14 protein-coding genes are annotated in these 17,945 nt (G+C 63.8%); 6 read left to right on the top strand and 8 right to left on the bottom strand.

The features are described from left to right. Position 1: 1 nt before the first annotated feature. From phnD to L6418_RS08045, 3 genes are all read right to left on the bottom strand, one after another. Positions 2-865, bottom strand: coding sequence for a phosphate/phosphite/phosphonate ABC transporter substrate-binding protein (phnD, locus tag L6418_RS08055; protein WP_237246408.1), 864 nt, complete (start codon positions 863-865; stop codon positions 2-4). A gap of 260 nt (positions 866-1,125) precedes the next feature. Continuing rightward, on the bottom strand, positions 1,126-1,911 hold the full coding sequence (locus L6418_RS08050; protein WP_237246407.1) for a YdiY family protein: 786 nt from the start codon (positions 1,909-1,911) through the stop codon (positions 1,126-1,128). 67 nt (positions 1,912-1,978) lie between these two features. Next, a complete protein-coding gene (locus L6418_RS08045) occupies positions 1,979-3,592 on the bottom strand; it encodes an NAD(P)/FAD-dependent oxidoreductase (protein ID WP_237246406.1) in 1,614 nt (537 codons plus the stop codon). A gap of 59 nt (positions 3,593-3,651) precedes the next feature. On the opposite strand from L6418_RS08045, the gene radA reads away from it, so the two are divergent. From radA to L6418_RS08025, 4 genes are all read left to right on the top strand, one after another. Next, positions 3,652-5,013 (top strand): DNA repair protein RadA, encoded by a 1,362-nt coding sequence (gene radA, locus L6418_RS08040; RefSeq protein ID WP_237246405.1) that lies wholly within the window; start codon positions 3,652-3,654, stop codon positions 5,011-5,013. A gap of 53 nt (positions 5,014-5,066) precedes the next feature. Further along, positions 5,067-6,035 carry a cation diffusion facilitator family transporter gene (locus L6418_RS08035; protein ID WP_237246404.1) on the top strand — a complete coding sequence of 323 codons (969 nt, stop codon included), beginning with the start codon at positions 5,067-5,069 and terminating at the stop codon, positions 6,033-6,035. Between the two features lie 94 nt (positions 6,036-6,129). Continuing rightward, positions 6,130-6,708 carry a TMEM175 family protein gene (locus L6418_RS08030; RefSeq protein ID WP_237246403.1) on the top strand — a complete coding sequence of 193 codons (579 nt, stop codon included), beginning with the start codon at positions 6,130-6,132 and terminating at the stop codon, positions 6,706-6,708. Between the two features lie 50 nt (positions 6,709-6,758). Further along, the gene (locus L6418_RS08025) at positions 6,759-7,457 is read left to right on the top strand and encodes a VIT family protein (protein ID WP_237246402.1); all 699 of its coding nucleotides are present in this window, start codon (positions 6,759-6,761) and stop codon (positions 7,455-7,457) included. 66 nt (positions 7,458-7,523) lie between these two features. Here the strand turns inward: L6418_RS08025 and L6418_RS08020 are convergent, their stop codons facing one another. The 5 genes from L6418_RS08020 to L6418_RS08000 all read right to left on the bottom strand — a co-directional run bounded on the left by L6418_RS08020 (position 7,524) and on the right by L6418_RS08000 (position 14,522). Then, entirely contained in the window at positions 7,524-7,859 is a 336-nt protein-coding gene (locus L6418_RS08020; protein WP_237246401.1) for a copper-binding protein, read from the bottom strand. Continuing rightward, complete coding sequence (locus L6418_RS08015) at positions 7,856-11,140, bottom strand: efflux RND transporter permease subunit (protein WP_237246400.1); 3,285 nt, start codon at positions 11,138-11,140, stop codon at positions 7,856-7,858. Before L6418_RS08015 ends, L6418_RS08020 begins: the two co-directional genes overlap by 4 nt. A gap of 1 nt (position 11,141) precedes the next feature. Next, the gene (locus L6418_RS08010; RefSeq protein ID WP_237246399.1) at positions 11,142-12,767 is read right to left on the bottom strand and encodes an efflux RND transporter periplasmic adaptor subunit; all 1,626 of its coding nucleotides are present in this window, start codon (positions 12,765-12,767) and stop codon (positions 11,142-11,144) included. Continuing rightward, a complete protein-coding gene (locus L6418_RS08005; protein ID WP_237246398.1) occupies positions 12,764-14,014 on the bottom strand; it encodes a TolC family protein in 1,251 nt (416 codons plus the stop codon). The genes L6418_RS08010 and L6418_RS08005 overlap by 4 nt, the downstream gene beginning before the upstream one ends. Positions 14,015-14,138: 124 nt before the next feature. Then, positions 14,139-14,522 (bottom strand): DUF2946 family protein, encoded by a 384-nt coding sequence (locus L6418_RS08000; protein WP_237246397.1) that lies wholly within the window; start codon positions 14,520-14,522, stop codon positions 14,139-14,141. Positions 14,523-14,679: 157 nt separating this feature from the next. Here L6418_RS08000 and L6418_RS07995 point away from each other — a divergent pair, with 157 nt between their 5' ends. Further along, positions 14,680-17,103, top strand: a complete 2,424-nt coding sequence (locus tag L6418_RS07995) for an acyl-CoA dehydrogenase (protein ID WP_408641559.1) — start codon at positions 14,680-14,682, stop codon at positions 17,101-17,103. Next, positions 17,100-17,918, top strand: coding sequence for an NAD(P)-dependent oxidoreductase (locus L6418_RS07990; RefSeq protein ID WP_237246395.1), 819 nt, complete (start codon positions 17,100-17,102; stop codon positions 17,916-17,918). The genes L6418_RS07995 and L6418_RS07990 overlap by 4 nt, the downstream gene beginning before the upstream one ends. The last annotated feature ends 27 nt before the right edge of the window (positions 17,919-17,945 follow it).

The following is a 17,945-nucleotide window of genomic DNA, read 5'->3' as shown; positions in this document are numbered from 1 at the left end:
TTCAATGTGGTCGGGATGTGGAGGAGGATGCTATTTTCAGCAAGGTGCGCAGGCTGTCGTAATCACTATCCTTCGGTGCGACCAGGGCGGTCATGTCAGGATGGATTCCGTTCAAGATCGGTTTGCCCTCGGGCTGCGTGTTCAGTGCTAGCATGGCAGTGCGCAGCTTGCGCACCAGCGGCCCAGGCAGTTTGGCATTTGCCACAAAGACATGATCGGCCACCGGAGGCATCTCGGCCAGAACGCGCAATCCCCTGGATTGGAACTCCTGGAACACTTCGCTTTTGACCGCACCTGCATCGCAATTGCCGGCCAGCACTGCCAGCGCGACATTCTTGTGCCCTTCGAGGTGCTTGTAGCTGCCCAGCCGGGTTAGCGGAACGCCGGCATCCTCAAGCATGCGCCGGGGCAGGACGGAACTCATGGTGGAATTGTTGTCGCCAAAGCAGAAATTCCTGCCCTTGAGTTCCTTGAGGGAGCCGAGTTTGCTGTCCTGGCGGACGACGATCTCGCCTTTCAGGAACGGGCTATCATTGATCACCTGCCGCGCCAATAATGGCTTTCTTCCGTACTTCGCCACCATTTGCACATAAGGGGCCGGCCCCATATAGGCGATATCGATGTTGTCGTCGCCTATGGCCTCGACGTGTTCGTTGTAGTCCCGGCCGACGCGGACCGTGACCGGTCGGCCGATAGCCTTGGCCAGGTAGTTCGCCAACGGGGTGAAGCGGGAAACGATCTCGTCGTGGGGCAGATAGGGATGGATGCCGAGGATGAGTGGCTTGGTTGCGTCCGGCTGGGCTGCAGTGGCTGCAGTCACCCACATGCACGCGACAAACAACAGCGATCTGGCCAGCTGATGCATAACCACCCCCTTTGGCTGCAAGAGTACTGCACGTAAGTGCCATCCGCGATGGCAGCCTGTCATGCTGCAACAGGCTACAGTTGTTCTAGAAGCGCTCTCTGTGCTGTTTGCTCGTTGTCCCTGCCTTTGCGACTGCAGAGCTATCTCGTTGTATGCAATATAAATGCGAACCGGATTTATCGCAATACGACAATTCCTGCCGTTTTCCGGTTCGGGGGATATTCCGTGCGGGCAAGGGCCTCAACCAGCCCGGCAGGTTGTCATTCGCCGAATTTCACGTTGATCCCGGTGAAAAACAGGGTGTCGTTCTTCTTGATCGGCGCCTGGGCCAGGCTGTTGAATCGCTCTTGCAGCGAGACTCGCAAACTCAGTGTCTTGTTGATCGCGACCATCAGGGTCGAATCGAATGTGACAAGATAGCCCTTGTCGCGGTTGATGTTGGGCCGATACATCAGATGCTGCTTGAACGTGGTGGATTCCGTCAGTTTGTTGGTCGATTCCTCGCCCAGCAGGAATTCCGTCGTATCGAACCCCTGGGTTGTCTGGTTGTTGATGGTTACGCCGGGATTGCTGTAGCGGTCTGCCCGGTAGGAGAGACCGCCCAGGACATCCCACTGCGTCTCGTCCGTCTTGATCACGTGACGGCCCAGACCGCCGCTGACCACGGTGCGCAGGCTGAGCAGCTGAATCTGGTCGCGATTGAAATCCAGTCCGCCAAAATCGAAATTCTTCTCTGAAATATTATGGTCGTAACGGGAACGTGCTTCCCACTGGTTGGCGGTCGTGCTTGTGCTGGTCACGCCATTGCTGGTGGTCTGGGCGCGACTGCCGACGTATTGGCCATTGAGTGAAAGCTTGTCCTCCGCGGTCTGCCGCGTGGCATCCGCCGTGATCGTCAGGCTGGAGCTTTGGGTGTTCCCGTAGGAGTCGGAAAAGGCCGCCCCGCCATTTCCCCGCCATAACCCGTCATGTTTGGCATCGTCGGCATGGGCGTCGAGGCAGCCCGTTGCCGTTGCCATGAACAACAGGAGGCCAGGCCATTTCATGAAATATGTCGGCATGTCTTAAAGATAAAATCCGCGTAATTTGTCACATGCCAGAGCTTGCGAACGTTCAGGTTGCCTGCGTGACTTGCTGCGCCGTGATGGCCAGCGCGACCGCTTCGGCCACTTCGATGCCATCCACTGCGGCCGACAAGATCCCGCCCGCATAACCGGCACCTTCGCCGGCCGGATACAAGCCCCTGGTGTTGATGCTCTGGAAATCCTCGCCGCGCCTGATGCGTACCGGGGAGGAGGTGCGCGTCTCCACGCCGGTCAGCACTGCATCGTCCATGGCAAAGCCCTTGATCTGCTTGTCGAATGCGGGCAGCGCTTCGCGGATGGCGGCGATGGCGTAATCGGGCAAAGCGGTGGAGAGGTCGGTGGGCGTCACGCCGGGGGTATACGACGGCAGCACTTCGCCAAGATGCGTCGAAGAGCGTCCGGCCAGGAAGTCACCGACGCGCTGCGCCGGCGCATGGTAGCTCCTGCCGCCCAGCTCGAAGGCACGCGCTTCCCATTTGCGCTGGAATTCGACGCCGGCCAGCACGTCGCCGGGATAATCGTCCGGCGTGATGCCGACCACGATGCCGCTGTTCGCATTGCGCTCGTTGCGCGAATACTGGCTCATGCCGTTGGTCACCACGCGGCCTGCCTCGGAAGTCGCTGCCACCACGGTGCCGCCCGGGCACATGCAGAAGCTGTAGACCGAGCGGCCGTTGCCGGCGTGATGCACCAGCTTGTAATCCGCTGCGCCCAGCACCGGATTGCCCGCGTTGGGCCCCAGGCGGGCGCGGTCGATGACCGACTGCGGGTGTTCGATGCGGAAGCCGATGGAGAAGGGCTTGGCCTCCATGTAGACGCCGCGCTTGTGCAGCATCTCGAAGGTGTCGCGCGCGCTGTGGCCGACGGCAAGTACAACGTGGCTGGTGGCGATGCGTTCGCCGTTCGCCAGCACCACGCCGCGCACTTTGCCGCCGTCGATCTCGATATCTTCCACTCGGCTCTGGAACCGTATCTCCGCCCCCAGCCTTTCCATCTCATGCCGCATCTCTTCCACCATGCCGACCAGGCGAAAGGTGCCGATATGCGGCTTGCTCACGTACATGATCTCTTCCGGCGCGCCGGCCTTCACGAACTCGGTGAGCACCTTGCGGCCGTAGAATTTCGGGTCCTTGATCTGGCTGTGCAGCTTGCCGTCGGAGAAGGTGCCGGCGCCGCCTTCGCCGAACTGCACGTTGGATTCCGGATCGAGCTTGCCCTTGCGCCACAGGCCCCAGGTATCCCTGGTGCGCTCGCGCACTTCCTTGCCGCGTTCGAGGATGATCGGGCGGCAGCCCATCTGTGCCAGCAGCAGTCCGGCGAAGATGCCGCAGGGGCCGGTGCCAATGACCACGGGGCGTTCGCTCAGGCCTTGCGGCGCCTGCGCCACGTAGCGATAGCTCATGTCGGGGGCAATGGCGACATGCGGGATGTTCTTCTTCAGCAGTGCCCCCTCGTTTTCCACCTCCGCATCGACGGTATAGACCAGCACGATGGCGTTCCTTTTGCGCGCGTCATAGCCGCGCCGGAAGATCGTGAAGCCTTGCAATGCGGCAGCGGCGATGCCCAGGCGCTTGAGTATCGCGTTCCTGAGTTCGTCTGCGGGGTGGTCGAGCGGGAGCCGGATTTCGGTGAGGCGTAGCATGTCGCTATTCTACCTGATGCGAACTGCGTTATCCTTGCGGCCTTGAGTCTGGGGCGGCAATGGCAAAAGCAAAAACGATCTACAGTTGCACCGAATGCGGCGGTCAATCGCCCAAGTGGCAAGGCCAATGCCCGAATTGCGGCGAATGGAACACGCTGGTGGAAGCGGTGGCGGAAACCGCCTCTGCCGCAGGCAAGAACCGATACAGTGCCCTGGCGGCATCGGGCAAATTGCAGCAGCTGGCCGAGGTGGAAGCAAGCGAAGTGTCGCGCACGCCGACCGGCATCGCCGAATTCGACCGCGTGCTGGGCGGCGGGCTGGTGGAGGGCGGGGTGGTGCTGATCGGCGGCGATCCCGGCATCGGCAAGTCCACTTTGCTATTGCAGGCATTGGCGCACCTGGCGACGAGCCGGAAAGTGCTCTACGTCAGCGGCGAAGAGTCGGCACAGCAGATCGCGTTGCGGGCAAAACGCCTGGCGCTGGACGCAAGCGAAGTGCACCTGCTGCCGGAGATCCAGCTGGAAAAGATCCAGGCCGCCGTCGCGCACGAGAAGCCCGATGTCGTAGTGATCGACTCGATCCAGACCGTGTATTCCGAACAGTTGACCAGCGCACCGGGTTCGGTGGCGCAGGTGCGCGAATGTGCGGCGCAGCTCACCCGCATCGCCAAGAGCGCCGGGGTGACCATGATCCTCGTCGGCCATGTCACCAAGGAAGGCGCGCTGGCCGGCCCGCGCGTGCTGGAGCATATCGTCGATACCGTGCTGTATTTCGAGGGCGACACCCATTCCAGTTTCCGCCTCATCCGCGCGTTCAAGAACCGTTTCGGCGCGGTGAACGAGCTCGGCGTGTTCGCCATGACCGAGAAGGGCTTGCGCGAAGTGAGCAATCCGTCTGCGCTGTTCCTGTCCCAGCACGGTACGCAGGTGCCCGGCTCCTGCGTGATGGTCACGCAGGAAGGCACGCGGCCGCTGCTGGTCGAGATACAGGCGCTGCTCGACGACTCGCATTCGCCCACCCCGCGTCGCCTGTCGCTGGGCCTGGAACAGAACCGGCTGGCGATGCTGCTTGCCGTGCTGCACCGCCATGCCGGCATCGCCTGCTTCGACCAGGATGTGTTCATCAATGCGGTCGGCGGCGTGAAGATCACGGAGCCCGGTGCCGATCTTGCGGTGCTGCTCGCCATCGTTTCCTCGCTGCGCAACCGTCCCTTGCCGGAAAAGCTGGTGGTGTTCGGCGAGGTTGGCCTGGCAGGCGAGGTGCGCCCCGTGCAGCGCGGCCAGGAGCGCCTGAAGGAAGCCGCCAAGCTGGGCTTTACCCATGCCGTCATCCCCAAGGCCAATGCCCCCAGGCACAAGATCGAGGGCATGGAGATCATCGCGGTGGAGCGGGTGGAAGAAGCGGTGGAAAAGATCAGGTAGATGCCTGTCGCCCGGTTGCGCAGGTTTTTTGATACTCATTCGAGAACGGATTGATGGCACATAACCACACACACGATCACAGCGGACATGCACACGGCGATGGCCATCACCACCATCACCACCACGGCGACCCGAATACCCAGGGCCGGACTTTTGCCATCGCCATCGCCTTGAACATGATATTCGTCGTGATCGAACTGGCATACGGCGTGATCGCCAATTCGACGGCACTGATGGCCGACGCCGGGCACAATCTTTCCGACGTGCTGGGGCTGCTGCTGGCCATGGGTGCGGCGATGCTGGCGCGCAGGACACCGAGCGGACGTTTCACCTACGGCCTGCGCAGCACCTCGATCCTGGCAGCGCTGGCGAACGCCATGTTCCTGATGGTGGCGTGCGGGATCATCGCCTGGGAAGCGGTGCATCGATTTGCCGAGCCGCATGCGGTGGCCGGGCTGACGGTTTCGCTGGTGGCCTGCATCGGCATTCTCGTCAACGGCATCTCGGCATGGCTGTTCGTCAAGGGCAGCAAGGACGACCTCAACGTCCGCGGCGCCTACCTGCACATGATGGCGGATGCGGCCGTTTCGCTCGGCGTCGCGGTGGCCGGCGTGGCGATCCTGTTCACCGGCTGGTACTGGCTGGATCCGGTCATCAGCCTGGTGATCGTGGCGGTGATTGTGATGGGTACCTGGGGATTGCTGCGCGAGTCGCTGCAACTGGCGATGAATGCCGTTCCCGCGCATATCGATGCGCCCGGGCTGGAGACCTACCTGCGCCAGTGTCGCGGCGTCAGCGACATCCACGACCTGCATATCTGGGGCATGAGCACGACGGAGAGCGCCCTGACCGTCCATCTGGTGATGCCGGAAGGCTATCCCGGCGACGCGTTCATGGACGACATTGCCTGTACGCTGCAGGAGCGCTTCGCTATCCAGCACTGTACGCTGCAGGTAGAGCAGGGGACGACCAGCCATGCCTGCGTGCTTCATGCTGCGCCCGGCGCTGCACATATCCACTGATATTTCCGGCGGGATGGAGCGAACAGGCAGGTGACCAGCCGCGCAGGCGGCGCTGGCCGGGAAACGCTCAAGGACGTTGCAGAAAGGGGAAGTCATGGGCAAGGCAAGACTGGAAGCGTTCAGCGATGGCGTACTCGCCATCATCATCACCATCATGGTGCTGGAACTGAAGGTGCCGCACGGCTCGGACTGGCCGGCGCTGCAACCGTTGCTGCCGGTCTTCCTGAGCTATGTCCTCAGCTTCATCTACATCGGCATCTACTGGAGCAACCATCACCACATGTTGCACACCATGAAGCGGGTGAATGGCAGCATCCTGTGGGCGAACCTGCACTTGCTGTTCTGGCTGTCGCTGGTGCCGTTCGTGACCGGATGGATGGGCGAGAATCATTTTGCCGCGCTGCCGACGGCGCTGTACGGGGTCGTGCTGTTCATGGCGGCGGCAGCCTATTTTGTCCTGCAGTACTGCATCATCTCGGCGAACGGCGGCAAGGAGTCCCTGCTGGCCAAGGCGGTCGAGCGGGACCGCAAAGGCAAGGTCTCGCAACTGCTATACGCCATCGCCATCCCGGTGGCTTTCTGGGAGCAATGGCTGGCAGACGCACTGTATGTACTGGTTGCCATCATCTGGCTGATCCCGGATCGGCGCATCGAGCGCATGATCGAAGAATAGCAATCCTTGCCGTCATCTTGAGGCTGAACGATTTTTTGACTGGAACCAGAATGCCACGTCATCTCCACCGCGAAACGCATCGCAACCAGCGCACAGGCTGGCTGCGTGCCGCCGTCTTGGGGGCGAATGACGGCATCGTCTCCACGGCCAGCCTGATGGTCGGCGTGGCTGCGGCCGATGTGGGGCGCAGCGAGTTGATGCTGGCTGGCGTGGCCGGACTGGTCGCCGGGGCGATGTCGATGGCGGCGGGCGAGTATGTGTCGGTCAGCTCCCAGGCGGACACCGAACAAGCCGATCTGGCGCGCGAACGCGCCGAACTGCTCGCGCAGCCGGAACATGAACATGGGGAGCTGGCCGATATCTATGTCAGGCGGGGACTGGACCGCGAGCTGGCCGGAAAAGTGGCGCAGCAACTGATGGCGCACGACGACCTGGGCGCTCATGCACGGGACGAACTGGGCATCAGCGAGGCGACGAGCGCCAATCCGGTGCAGGCTGCCTTCACTTCGGCGCTGACCTTCACGGTGGGGGCTACCTTGCCGTTGCTGGCAGCGCTGGCGGCACCGGCATCCATGGTGGTCCAGGTGGTGGGCGGCACCTCGCTGCTTGTTCTCGCTGCACTGGGCGCGCTGTCTGCCCGTGCGGGCGGTGCCCCGGTATGGCGTGCATCGCTGCGGGTCGCGTTCTGGGGCGCATTGGCCATGGCGCTGACCGCCGGCGTGGGGAAACTCTTTGGCGCCGTGGTGTGATCCTGCTCAGGCAGATTGCCGCGGCGTCGGCCGCAAGACGGCTTCAGCCCGGACTGCCGGCAGGGTTCATTTCCGCACGATCCTGACGATCACCCACTGCTTGTTTTCACCCGGCCGCAGTTCAAAGCGTATCGCATCGCCGACCCGGATATCCTGCGGCAGCGGGGCACGCAATGCAAACCACATGGTCATCGCCGGCCATTGCAGGTCGGCGAGGGGCTCGTGCGAAATCTGCACCTTGCCTGCCTGTTCGTTCACGGCCTTGAGCACGCCGATGCCCTCGTGGCCAGCCGTCGCCTGCATCGCCAGCGGATGTTGCGGCATGTCCGATTGTTCGTTTGCGGCCTGCACCGAGCCGGCCGCGGCCAGGAGTGCGATTGCCAATGCGGGGATTGCCTTCATGTCTGTTCCTTTTGTGCGGGGTGGGTTGACGATGCTGTCCGCTCTGCCGCACCCCGCGAGGCAGAAGACAGCGCATGCTGTTTGAGCAAGGCATAGATTGCCGGGATCACCAGCAGCGTCAGCGCCGCCGATGACAGCATGCCGCCCACCATCGGTGCGGCGATGCGGCGCATCACTTCCGAGCCGGTACCGGTGCCCCACAGGATGGGCAGCAGCCCGGCCATGATCGCCACCACGGTCATCATCTTGGGCCGCACGCGCTCCACCGCGCCGTGCATGATGGCGGCCTGCAGATCGGCCGCGGTCGGCGTCCTTCCTTCGCCGCTGCACTGCACCTGCATCTCCTGCCAGGCACGCTCCAGGTAGATCAGCATCACCACGCCGGTCTCTGCCGCCACCCCGGCCAGCGCGATGAAACCGACCGCGACGGCGACGCTCAGGTTGTAGTCGAGCAGCCACAGCAGCCACACGCCGCCGACCAGTGCGAACGGCACCGACAGCATCACCACCAGCGATTCGCCGACACGCTTGAAGTTGAGGTACAGCAACAGGAAGATGATCAGCAGCGTGACGGGGATCACGATCCTCATCTTTGCGGCAGCGCGTTCCATATATTCGAACTGTCCGCTCCAGGTCGCGTAGTAGCCGGGCGGGAACTTCACCTGGGCGGCGACGGCACGGCGCGCTTCGGCCACGTACGAGCCGATGTCGCGCTCGCGGATGTCCACGTAGATGTAGGCGGAGAGCAGGGCATTCTCGGTGCGGATCGCCGCCGCACCCTTGCTGATGCCGATGCGGGCGACCTGGCCGAGCGGGATCATGGCGCCGCCTTCTGCGGGCACCAGCACTTCGCGCGCGATCTGTTCCGGCGTGCCGCGCAGGTCGCGCGGGTAGCGCACCGCCACCCCAAAGCGCTCCAGTCCCTCCACCGTGGTGGTGACGGTCTCGCCGCCCAGCGCGGTGGCGATCACGTCCTGTACCTCGCCCACCGTCAGCCCGTAGCGCGCCAGGGCGAGCCGGTCCGGCTCGATGTTGAGGTAGTACCCGCCGGTGATGCGCTCGGCATAGGCGCTGCTGGTACCCGGTATCTGTCTGACCACGGACTCGATCTGCCGGGCGAGGCGTTCCATCTCGTCCAGGTCCTTGCCGAACACCTTGATGCCGATGGGGGTGCGGATGCCGGTGGAGAGCATGTCGATGCGCGCCTTGATCGGCATGGTCCACGAGTTCGCCACGCCGGGGAATTGCAAGGCCTTGTCCATCTCGGCGATCAGCTTGTCGGTGGTCATGCCGGGCCGCCATTCATCCTGCGGCTTCAGGTTGATCACCGTCTCGAACATCTCCAGCGGCGCCGGATCGGTGGCACTCTGCGCACGCCCGGCCTTGCCGTATACCGAGGCGACCTCGGGGAAACTCTTGATGATCTTGTTCTGCGTCTGCAGCAGCTGCGCTGCCTTGGTCACCGACAGGCCGGGCAATGCGGTCGGCATGTAGAACAAGGTGCCTTCGTTCAGCGTCGGCATGAACTCGCTGCCCAGCTGCATGGCCGGATACAGGCTCAGGGCGCAGGCGAACACGGCGACGGCAAGCGTCGCCTTTTTATGCCGCAGCACGATTGCGATGAGCGGGCGGTAAGCCGCGATCAGCCAGCGGTTGAGCGGGTTCGCGGCTTCAGGCCGGATGCGCCCGCGGATGAACAGCAGCATCAGCACCGGTACCAGCGTGACCGAGAGCAGGGCGGCGCCTGCCATGGCGAAGGTCTTGGTGTAGGCCAGCGGGGCGAACAGCCGGCCTTCCTGCGCTTCCAGCGTGAACACCGGCAGGAAGGAGACGGTGATGATCAGCAAACTGAAAAATAAAGAAGGACCGACTTCCTTGCAGGCGGCGAGGATGGCGGCAGCGCGTTGGTCAAAAGGCGTTCCCTCACCCCAACCCCTCTCCCGGGGGGCGAGGGGCTCTACTCCCTTCTCCCTCTGGGGGAAGGGCTGGGGATGAGGGAACACTCTTTGAAAACCTGCTGATTGATCCAGTCTCTCCAAATGCTTGTGCGCGTTCTCGATCATCACGATCGCCGCATCCACCATCGCGCCGATCGCAATGGCGATCCCGCCCAGGCTCATGATGTTGGAATTCAGGCCCAGCAGGCGCATGGCGATGAAGGCGATCAGCACGCCGATGGGCAGCATCACGATGGCCACCAGCGCGCTGCGCGCATGCATCAGGAACACCATGCATACCAGCGCCACGATCAGGCCTTCCTCGAACAGCGTATGTTTGAGCGTGGCGATGGCGCGCTCGATCAGTTCGGAGCGGTCGTACACCGCCCGGATGCTGACGCCCTCCGGCAAACCGGGCGTGATCTCCGCGATCTTGTCCTTGAGGTCGCGGATCACCTCCAGCGCGTTCTGTCCGTAGCGCGCCATGGCGATGCCGGATACCACTTCGCCGTCGCCGTTCAGTTCGGCGATGCCGCGCCGCTCGTCCGGGCCGAGCTCGACCCGGGCGATGTCGCGCAGCAGCACCGGCGTGCCCCGGTCCGACTTCACCACCAGGTTCTCGATATCGCCCTTGCCGTGCAGGTATCCCTTGCCGCGCACCATATACTCGGTCTCGGCCATCTCCACGGTGCGTCCGCCGACATCGCGGTTCGAATCGCGGACCACCTGCGAGACCTTGCTGAGCGGGATGCCGTAGGCGCGCAGCTTCACCGGGTCCACCGTCACCTGGTACTGCTGCACGAAACCGCCGATGGAGGCGACTTCGGCCACGCCGTGCGCCTTGGTCAGTTGATAGCGCAGGTACCAGTCCTGCAGCGTGCGCAGCTCGGCGAGATCATGCTTCGCGCTGAGCACGGCGTACTGGTACACCCAGCCTACGCCGCTGGCATCCGGCCCCAGCTGCGGCGCGACGTTCTGCGGCAGGCGCCCGGCGATGCTGTTCAGGTATTCCAGCACGCGCGAGCGTGCCCAGTAGATGTCGGTACCGTCCTCGAAGATCACATATACGAACGAGGCGCCGAAGAACGAGAAGCCGCGCACCACTTTCGATTTCGGTACCGACAGCATCGCGGTGGTGAGCGGGTAGGTCACCTGGTCTTCCACCACCTGCGGGGCCTGGCCCGGGTATTCGGTATAGACGATCACCTGCACGTCGGACAGGTCGGGCAGTGCATCCAGCGGCGTCCTGAGCAGCGCATGGATGCCGGCCAGGATGACGAACAGGGTGGCGAGCAGCACCAGGAAACGGTTGCGCGCCGACCATTCGATGATTTTGGCGAGCATGTCAGTGTCCCTCGTGCTGCGCTTGCAGCCTGGTGATGACGTATTCGCCCGGCTTGCGTTCGACCAGCTCGAAGCTGATCGCGCTGCCCGGTTTGATGCCGGCAACCAGCGACGGATTCGCCAGCGCGAAGTCCATGGTCATGCCCGGCCAGCCGAGCGAGCCGATCGGTCCGTGGGTGACGCTGACCGTGCCGTCGCCGTTGATGGCATCCAGCGTGCCGCTTGCCTGATGGCCGACCGATACCGGTTGTGCCGGGGCGGGACGACCCGCTGCCGTCGTTGCGGTTGGCGTCGCAGCGTGCCCGGCATGCTCGTCCATGCCGCCCAGCGCCGCCTTCAGGTTGCTTTCCGAGTCGAGCAGGAAATTGGCCGCGGTGACCACCTGTTCGCCCTCCGCGATGCCGCTTTCGATCTGGATATAGTCATCGCCGCGTTTTCCCGTCGTCACCGTGCGCGGTTCGAAGCGTCCTTCCGCCAGCCGGACCAGCACGACCTGGCGGTTGCCGCTGTCGATCACGGCGGAAGCCGGCACGGCCAGCACCTTGCCGCTGGCGCCCGTTTCGATCCGTGCCCTGGCGAACATGGCGGGTTTGAGCAGCCCGTGCGGATTGGCGATCTCCATGCGGACCGGCACGGTGCGCGTCGCGTTGTCCAGCGTCGGATAGACAAAAGCCACCTTGCCGTCGAAACTGCGGCCCGGCCAGGCATCGACGCCGACCTGTACGCGGCTGCCAGGCCGCACCTGGCCGATGTCCTGTTCCGGCACATCGGCGATAACCCATACCGATGCAAGGTCGGCGATCTGGTACAGCGGCTCGCCGGCGCTGAAGCGCATGCCTTGTATGGCCTTCTTGTCCAGCACGATGCCGCTGACCGGCGACCGGAAGGTCACATGCGGCCGGGCGGAGATTGAAGATTGTTTTTCTCGTTCGTCTCCTTGCCCGCCATCGCCTTGGACAGCCTTATCGCGCGGAGTCGAATGGCCGGCAGTTTCATCGGCGGGTTGGGGAGAGGGGGCAATATCCCAGTTTTTCAGGCGTGCCGCACTGGCCGTGACAAGCTGCTGCATGCTTTTCTTCGCCGCATCGTCGGCATCCTGCATCGATGCCAGGCCTTGCTGCGCCAATGCGTGTTCGCGTTGCGCCGAAACCAGTTCGGGGCTGTAGACATCGAACAGCGGCTGGCCCTTGCCGACAGCCTGCCCGGTGGTGTTCGCGTAGAGGTGCTCCACCCAGCCTTCGAATTTCGGCGCGATGGTGTAGGTGCGACGTTCATCAACCTCGATCCTGCCGGTCACGCGCAGTGCGGTGTCCAGTTCGCGCATCGCCGCGGCTTCGCTCTTCACGCCGAGTTTCTGCACCTTGTCCAGGCTGATGCCGAACTGGCCGTTCGGTTCGGCATCGCCTTCATACACCGGCACATAATCCATGCCCATGGCGTCCTTCTTCGGCTGCGGCGAGGTATCCGGCAAGCCCATCGGGTTGCGGTAATACAGGACCTTGCGTGCGACGGGGGCGGTTGCAGGCTCCTTGGCGGCAGGGCCGGCATGGATGCCGAACCAGTATCCGGCGGCAGCGACGCCCAGCAGCAACAGAACGGCCAGGGTTGTCTTCACCAGTGTGTTCATAGTTCTTCTCCCAACAGTTTTTCGATGTCGGCCAACCGCGACTGCGCTTCGAGTTGCGCCTTCAGTTGCTGCTGCCTGGCCTGCAATATCTGGCGCTGTGCGTCGACCAGCGTGGCGAAATCGACCTTGCCGGTCTGGTAGCCGGCCAGCGCGGATTGGTAGGTAAGTTCGCTTTGCGGCAGCAGCCGGGTGGCGATCAGCGTTTCGGTACGCCTGGCCGATTCCAGCGCGGAAAGATTTTCCGACAGGCTGGATTCGGCCTGATTCAGGGCGGATTGCTTGCGCGCGCTGGCGGCGGCCAGCATCGCTTCGGCCTCGTGCTCCTGCGAGCGGCGTGCCGATTGCTGCAGCGGGATGCTGAATTCGACCATCACATCCCAGGTGTTCATCGAATTGTTGTACTGGGTGCGCGCCACGCCCAGCGTGAAACCCGGATAGCGGTTGGCAAAGGCGAGGTCGCGGCTCTTGTCGGCGGACTGTATCTGCGCATCGGCGATCTGCAATTGCGGGTTGTGCGCGCGCAGCCGTTCCAGCAAGGCCTGTTCGTCCAGCTTCGCGGCGGGCGGGAGCGGTCGCGGCTGCACAGGTTCGGCCAGCGCCGCATTGACGGGGCGCGCAAGCAGGCTGTTCAGCTCGGCATGCGCATGGTGGCGTTCGTTCTGGATGCCGATCAGTTCGCCGAGCAGCGTGGTCGTCTCGACCTGCACGCGGACCACATCCTGCTGGGATCCCAGGCCGTTGGCATAACGCTCCCTCGCGATCTGCTCCAGATTGTCGAGCAGGTCGAGCGTCTGCTGTGTCAGGCGTTCGCTGGCTGCGAGGTAATAGCTCATCGCATAGGTCGCCTTGAGGCGGCTCGCAAGGTCGGACCAGTCGGCGGCGGCCTGCCCGTTGGCCTGCTCGGTCTGCGCCGTGGCGATCGCGCGCTGCAGATCGCGCTTGCCGAACCACGGCAGGGCCTGGCTCAGCTGGTAGCGCTGCGTGGGCATCAGGAACTGGTTCATGTTGGCGGTCTGGCTGGTGATGTCATACAGCTCGGTGCGCAACACCGGGTCCGCCAGTGCGCCGGCCGGCTCGGCGCGCTGCTGTGCGGCTTCGGCTTCGAGGCGCGCTGCGGCGAATTCCGGATTGTGTTCGCGTGCGTAGCCGAGCAATCCGGGCAGATCGCTGCCCAGCGGTTCGCCTGCGCAGGCCGGGGTGAGCCAGAGCGCACAGAGCAGCGAGAAGATCGATAGAGAGGGTTTCATGTTCCGCGTCCTGTTGTTGCAGTTGCAATGCCAGCGGACAGCCGCACAGGCTGTCAAACGGTGCGGGACGGGAATCCGTTACTGCATCAACAGCTTCGGAATCGACAGGCGGACTCGTCCCGCGTCAGGCGCGAACGAGGGGTGGCGGAACCAGCGGGGCTGAGGTGAAAGAGTGGTAGGCGACCAGGTAGGGCGTGCGCTCGTGTGCAATCGCCGGTGCCGCAGCCATCCCGACATGCGGTGTCGCCAGATAGCCGGTGCCGGCGAGGGCACAGACCCCGCAAGCATTGCAGGATTGTTTGTGATTGTCCGCGGCGGCGTGCATCTTGCCGTGATGTTGATGATGCCCGCTCATGTGGGTGTGCGACATCTGTTGCGATGTTACATTTTCCTTGCATCCGGCATGCTGCAGCTGCATGGTGACTGTGGCGGCCAGCGCGCTGGCGCCGGACAGCGGCAACCACAGCAGCAGCAACAGGGCGACGAATTTTTGGCATGAACGAGACATGCGCGCAGTGTGGCAAAGTGCAGGGCGATAGTCAATCGAGCGGGCGCATGCGGTGTCCGGGCGACAGGGAATATATCCATTGTCAGCATCACTCGCTGAGGTTAAAGTTAGCGCAATCCGAATACAACAAGAAGAGGGTGCAACGATGGCGATTCTGATGATAGTGGTAGTGCTGGTGGCCTTGTTGCTGGCCTTCTTCCGCGCTTCCATCTGGGGATGGCTGATCGCCATCGCCGTGCTCGTGCCGCTGGTGGCAATGGTGAGCCGCATCTCCGACGGCGCCCTGCAGACTGTCTATATCGCGCTCGGCATTTTCCTCGCGGTGCTCGGCATTCCCATGCTGCGCCGCCTGCTGGTCAGCAGTTTCATTCTCGGCATCTTCCGCAAGATACTGCCGCAGGTTTCGCAGACCGAACAGGAGGCGCTGGACGCCGGCACGGTTGGCTGGGAGGGCGAGCTGTTCAGCGGCAACCCGCACTGGAGGCAATTGCTGGCCCTGCCCAAGACCGGGTTGAGCGATCGCGAGCAGGCCTTCCTCGACAACGAGGTGGAACAGCTGTGCGCGATGCTGGACGACTGGGACATCACCCACACGCGCCAGGACTTGCCGCCGGAAGTCTGGCAGTTCATCAAGGACAAGGGTTTCTTCGGCATGATCATCCCGAAGGAATACGGCGGCCTGGAATTTTCCGCCCAGGCGCAATCGGCGGTGGTGACCAAGGTCGCTTCGCGCAGCGGCACGGCTTCGGTGACGGTGATGGTGCCCAATTCGCTCGGCCCGGCCGAGCTGCTGCTGCATTACGGCACGCAGGAGCAGAAGGACAAATACCTGCGCGGCCTCGCCAGCGGCAAGGAGGTGCCGTGCTTTGCGCTGACCGGACCGTTCGCCGGCTCCGACGCCGGAGCCATCCCCGACTACGGCATCGTCTGCTACGGCGATTTCAACGGCCATTCGAACGTGCTGGGCGTGCGCGTCACCTGGGAGAAGCGCTACATCACGCTGGCGCCGGTGGCGACGCTGCTCGGCCTTGCCTTCAAGCTCTACGACCCGCAGAACCTGCTCGGTGCGGAAGTTTCGCGCGGCATCACGCTGGCGCTGATCCCGACCGACACGCCGGGGGTGAACGTGGGGCGCCGCCACTTCCCGCTCAACTCGGCTTTCCTGAACGGCCCCACCACCGGCAAGGACGTATTCATCCCGATGGACTACATCATCGGCGGCACCATGCGCATCGGCCACGGCTGGCGCATGCTGATGGACTGCCTGGCGGCCGGGCGTTCCATCTCGCTGCCCGCCAGCGCCACCGGCGGCGTCAAGCTGGCGGCGCGCACCAGCGGCGCCTATTGCCGCGTGCGCAAGCAGTTCCATGTGCCGGTCGGCAAGTTCGAGGGCGTGGAAGAGGCGCTGACGCGCATCGCCGGCCACCTGTACGTGATGGATGCGGCGCGAACGATGACCGCGCAGGCCGTGGACATGGGCGGCAAGCCGTCGGTGATCTCCGCCATCGTGAAATATCACTGCACCGAGCGCGGCCGCATGGTCATCAACGACGCGATGGATGTGCACGGCGGCAAGGGCATTTGCCTCGGCCCGGACAACTACCTTGCGCGTGCCTATCAGCAGACGCCCATCGGCATCACGGTGGAGGGCGCCAACATCCTGACGCGCAGCCTGATCATCTTCGGCCAGGGGGCGGTGCGTTCGCATCCCTATGTGCTGAAGGAGATCCACGCCGCGCACGACCAGAACAACAAGCGCGCGGTGCGCGAGTTCGACGAAGCGCTGTTCGGCCATATCAGCTTCAGCCTGAGCAATGCGGTGCGCAGCCTGGTTTACGGGCTGACCGGCGGGCGCATCATCGGCGTGCCGACCGAACAGCCGACCAGGCGCTACTATCAGGCGCTGACGCGCTACTCGGCCGCATTCGCTTTCGCCGCCGACGTCTCCATGCTGGTGCTGGGCGGCGGACTCAAGCGCAAGGAGAAGCTGTCGGCGCGCCTCGGCGACGTGCTGAGCCAGATGTACCTGTGTTCCGCAGTGCTGAAACGCTTCGAGGACGATGGCCGCCCCGACGACGATCTGCCGCTGCTGCACTGGGGCATGCAGGACGGCCTGTACCGCATCCAGGTCGCATTCGACGGCGTGCTGCAGAATTTCCCCAACCGTTTCGCCGCGCTGCTGTTGCGCGCCATGATCTTCCCGCTCGGGCAATGCCGCAAACCGCCGAGCGACCATCTCGGCCACCAGGTGGCCTCGCTGTTGCTCAAGCCGGGGCCGGTGCGCGAGCGCCTGACGGCCGGCATGTTCATCTCGCGCGACGAGAACGATGCGGTCGGTGCGCTGGAAGCCGCACTGACCAGCACGCTGGCGTGCGAGCCGCTGCAGGCCGAGCTGGAAAAGGCACGCAAGGAAGGCAAGCTCAAGGCGCGCGAAGAGCTGCAGCAGATCGCCGAGGCGCGCGATCTGGGCATCATCGATGCGGAGCAGGCGCTGCAACTGGAGCGCGACTATGCCTTGCGCCGCAAGGTCATCATGGTGGATGACTTCGCCCCCGAACAGCTGCGAGCTTATCAGGGATGACCGGCCTCGGCGGCAAGGTGATCTTCATCACCGGTTCCAGCCGCGGCATCGGCCGGGAGATTGCCCTGCGCTGCGCGCGCGACGGTGCGAAGGTGGTCATCACCGGCAAGACGGCGGAAGCGCATCCGAAACTGCCGGGGACCATCCACAGCGTGGCGGCGGAAGTGGAAGCCGCCGGCGGACAGGCGCTGGCGATCCAGCTCGACGTGCGCGACGAGCAGGCCATTCAGGCCGCGGTCGCACAGGCGGCCGCACATTTCGGCGGCATTGACGTGCTGGTCAATAACGCCAGCGCGATCAGCCTCACCCCGACCCTGCAAACGCCGGCCAAGCGGCTCGACCTGATGTGGGACGTCAACATGCGCGCCACCTTCCTCGTGTCGCAAGCCTGCATCCCGTACCTGAAGAAGGCCGCCAATCCGCATATCCTCACGCTGTCGCCGCCGCTCAACCTGGAGGCGAAGTGGTTCGCGCCGCATGTCGCCTATTCGATTTCCAAATACGGCATGAGCCTGTGCGCGCTGGGGATGGCGAAGGAGTTCGCGCAGGACGGCATCGCGGTGAACTGCCTGTGGCCGCGCACCACCATCGCCACCGCGGCCATCGAGTTCAACTTTCCCGAGGCCATCCTGCGCGCGTCGCGCAAGCCGGCCATCGTGGCGGATGCGGCTCATGCCATCCTGCGGCGCGACAGCAAGACCTTCAGCGGCCTTTTTTTCCTCGACGAGGAAGTGCTGCGCGCGGAGGGCGTGAAAAATTTCGATCATTATGCGGTCAGCCCGGGCGAGCGGCCGTATGACGATCTGTTCTTGTAGCTGGCACAATAAAAAACAGGGGAGCGG

The organism is Sideroxyarcus emersonii, assembly GCF_021654335.1.
Classification (GTDB): Bacteria; Pseudomonadota; Gammaproteobacteria; order Burkholderiales; family Gallionellaceae; genus Sideroxyarcus; species Sideroxyarcus emersonii.
Note: the sequence above shows the minus strand (reverse complement) of the source record. Positions and strands in the feature narration are given on the sequence as shown.

Excerpts from the sequence above, each read along its gene's own strand:
- L6418_RS08035 (WP_237246404.1), top strand. The coding sequence starts at position 5,067 with ATGGCACATAACCACACACACGATCACAGCGGACATGCACACGGCGAT.
- phnD (WP_237246408.1), bottom strand. The coding sequence starts at position 865 with ATGCATCAGCTGGCCAGATCGCTGTTGTTTGTCGCGTGCATGTGGGTG.
- L6418_RS08050 (WP_237246407.1), bottom strand. The coding sequence starts at position 1,911 with ATGAAATGGCCTGGCCTCCTGTTGTTCATGGCAACGGCAACGGGCTGC.
- L6418_RS07990 (WP_237246395.1), top strand. The coding sequence starts at position 17,100 with ATGACCGGCCTCGGCGGCAAGGTGATCTTCATCACCGGTTCCAGCCGC.
- L6418_RS08020 (WP_237246401.1), bottom strand. The coding sequence starts at position 7,859 with ATGAAGGCAATCCCCGCATTGGCAATCGCACTCCTGGCCGCGGCCGGC.
- L6418_RS08025 (WP_237246402.1), top strand. The coding sequence starts at position 6,759 with ATGCCACGTCATCTCCACCGCGAAACGCATCGCAACCAGCGCACAGGC.
- L6418_RS08005 (WP_237246398.1), bottom strand. The coding sequence starts at position 14,014 with ATGAAACCCTCTCTATCGATCTTCTCGCTGCTCTGTGCGCTCTGGCTC.
- L6418_RS08015 (WP_237246400.1), bottom strand. The coding sequence starts at position 11,140 with ATGCTCGCCAAAATCATCGAATGGTCGGCGCGCAACCGTTTCCTGGTG.
- L6418_RS08030 (WP_237246403.1), top strand. The coding sequence starts at position 6,130 with ATGGGCAAGGCAAGACTGGAAGCGTTCAGCGATGGCGTACTCGCCATC.
- radA (WP_237246405.1), top strand. The coding sequence starts at position 3,652 with ATGGCAAAAGCAAAAACGATCTACAGTTGCACCGAATGCGGCGGTCAA.
- L6418_RS08010 (WP_237246399.1), bottom strand. The coding sequence starts at position 12,767 with ATGAACACACTGGTGAAGACAACCCTGGCCGTTCTGTTGCTGCTGGGC.
- L6418_RS08045 (WP_237246406.1), bottom strand. The coding sequence starts at position 3,592 with ATGCTACGCCTCACCGAAATCCGGCTCCCGCTCGACCACCCCGCAGAC.
- L6418_RS07995 (WP_408641559.1), top strand. The coding sequence starts at position 14,680 with ATGATAGTGGTAGTGCTGGTGGCCTTGTTGCTGGCCTTCTTCCGCGCT.
- L6418_RS08000 (WP_237246397.1), bottom strand. The coding sequence starts at position 14,522 with ATGTCTCGTTCATGCCAAAAATTCGTCGCCCTGTTGCTGCTGCTGTGG.